The organism is Pseudomonadales bacterium, from assembly GCA_013215025.1.
Lineage (GTDB): Bacteria > Pseudomonadota > Gammaproteobacteria > Pseudomonadales > DT-91 > DT-91.
In genome coordinates this window covers 1-2,120 of the sequence record JABSRR010000292.1, presented here as the reverse complement: position 1 = coordinate 2,120, position 2,120 = coordinate 1, and the positions used below count along the sequence as shown (strand labels likewise).

Annotated in this window: 3 protein-coding genes; all 3 read left to right on the top strand. The window is 37.0% G+C overall.

Annotation, left to right across the window (positions count from 1 at the left end):
* The first annotated feature begins 414 nt into the window (after window positions 1–414).
* Window positions 415–723, top strand: a complete 309-nt coding sequence (locus tag HRU21_13025; GenBank protein NRA43211.1) for a transposase — start codon at window positions 415–417, stop codon at window positions 721–723.
* Between the two features lie 47 nt (window positions 724–770).
* Entirely contained in the window at window positions 771–1,679 is a 909-nt protein-coding gene (locus HRU21_13020; GenBank protein NRA43210.1) for an IS3 family transposase, read from the top strand.
* A gap of 176 nt (window positions 1,680–1,855) precedes the next feature.
* Window positions 1,856–2,120 (top strand): tRNA 2-thiocytidine(32) synthetase TtcA (locus HRU21_13015; GenBank protein NRA43209.1); only part of this gene is annotated, 265 nt, incomplete at its 3' end.

The following is a 2,120-nucleotide window of genomic DNA, read 5'->3' as shown; positions in this document are numbered from 1 at the left end:
GTCATCAAGAGAGCTGTACTCAGTAAAGCACTTTTAATAGAAAATCTTAAATTCATAACAATCTCCTGGTCATTAAATTCGTACGTCTTATTTTTAGTTGTACACAGTTAGAAAAGCAACTAGTGACAAGCCTACTAAATTAATACCGAAAGATCGTTATGACTTAAACAGAAATAAAAGCGAATTTTGTAAGTTAGGTTTTGATCCAAAAAAAATTCATTTCATGCTTCAAAAGATAATACCCAATTCTTTAGAAATTATCAATCAACAAATTTATACTTACCATCAACTTTTTGTATGTAATGTTCTAATCCAGAATTGCCCGTGTTGCGCCTCAGTAGGAATTAGATAACACCCCATTTTCTGTTAGAGACATTACTGTAAAACCGTAATAACTCTACAAGGAAGTAAAACATGTCTAGTGAACGACGCTATTTCAGTGCGGACCAGAAAGTTGCCAGTATTCGTAAACACTTGCTCGAACAAGTACCAATTTCGGATATTTGTGATGAACTTAAAATTAGCTCCAATTTATTTTATAAATGGCAGACTGATTTTTTTGATAATGGCTCCAAGGCTTTTTCTAAAGATGATAGTACCGAGCTCAAAAAGACAGTAGCTAAAAACACTTCACTAGAAAATGATATTAGCGATAAAAACGGCGTGATAGCCGAACTTGTTGAAGAGAACATTCGCTTAAAAAAGCGCAATGGCCTGATCTAAAGCAAAACTGGGTTCCTCAGGCAATTCGAGATCAGGTCGTCGATTACATCACTTATTGGCAAAATAAAACAGAACTTAGCCTCTCCAAACTTATCCGGTTTCTTGGTATGCACCGAAGTAAGTTTTACCAATGGAAAGCGAGGTATGGTCAAGAAAATATTCACAATGGTGAAATACCCAGAGACTTCTGGATAACGGAAGAAGAGAAGGAGGCCGTCGTGCGGTATTATCAGTCACATTCACAAGAAGGATATCGAGCAATGACTTATATGATGATTGATGATGATGTTGCTTTTATGAGCTGCTCTTCTGTTTATCGAATTCTTTGTGAAGCAGGCATCATGCGAAGTAAAGGTTCTAAGCCTTCTAAGAAAGGTACCGGCTTTGAGCAGCCTTTGGTAGCGCATGAACAGTGGCACACAGATATCTCGTATATTAAAATAGCGAAGCGTTTCTATTTCTTTATTGGTGTCCTCGATGGTTATAGTCGCTGTTTATTACATTGGGAAATTCGAGAGGAGATGACCGAGCTTGATGCTGAAATTGTTGTAAAGAGAGCTCTAGAAAAGTATCCCAATGCTAGACCCAGGTTAATTACAGATAATGGTTCCCAGTACACATCTCATGAATTTAAGCAGTTTATAAGCAGGCATGGTCTCACTCATGTCAGGACCTCACCCTACTATCCTCAAAGTAATGGTAAGATGGAACGCTTTCATTATACCTACAAAGACGGTGCTGTAAGGCCTATGTCACCCTTGTCAATTGAAGACGCCAGGCGAGTCACTGAAAAGTATATTGAGTACTACAATAATGAGCGTCTACATAGTGCTATTGGTTTCATTACTCCAAAAGATAAATTAGAAGGACGAGATCAAATCATTATTAAGCAAAGAAAGGAAAAACTTAAAGCAGCCAGAATTAAACGCATACACTTGTTTGAAAGGTGTGCATAAGCTGTTATTTTTAACCCAATATGTATCTAACAGAAAGTGATCAACTGTCCTATTTCCGCTGAAGCACTACATACTTAAATGTTAATTAATTATCTACTGCGAATATTATTAAATTACTAATTAAAATTGAACTATTTTAGAGTGTCTGTATAGTCGGCAAAAATTACAGGTAGAATATGGCTGACTCAGCAACAAAAATCCGCAAACTTATGGTTCAGGCGATCAATGAGTATGATATGCTCCAGGATGGAGATCGTATAATGGTCTGTGTTTCCGGAGGTAATGATTCTACTATTTTATTCTACATGCTGAATGAAATCCGTAAGAAGAGCAAGATAAACTTTACTGTAGACGGTGTGATGCTGGATCAGAAGCAACCGGGCTTCAATCCTGGTAAATATTGTGAGTGGGTTGCAAATCAGGGATTGAATCTCAAGATTA

What these genes read in the sequence shown, in the direction of transcription:
- HRU21_13025 (NRA43211.1), top strand. Translation starts at nt 415, where the DNA reads ATGTCTAGTGAACGACGCTATTTCAGTGCGGACCAGAAAGTTGCCAGT.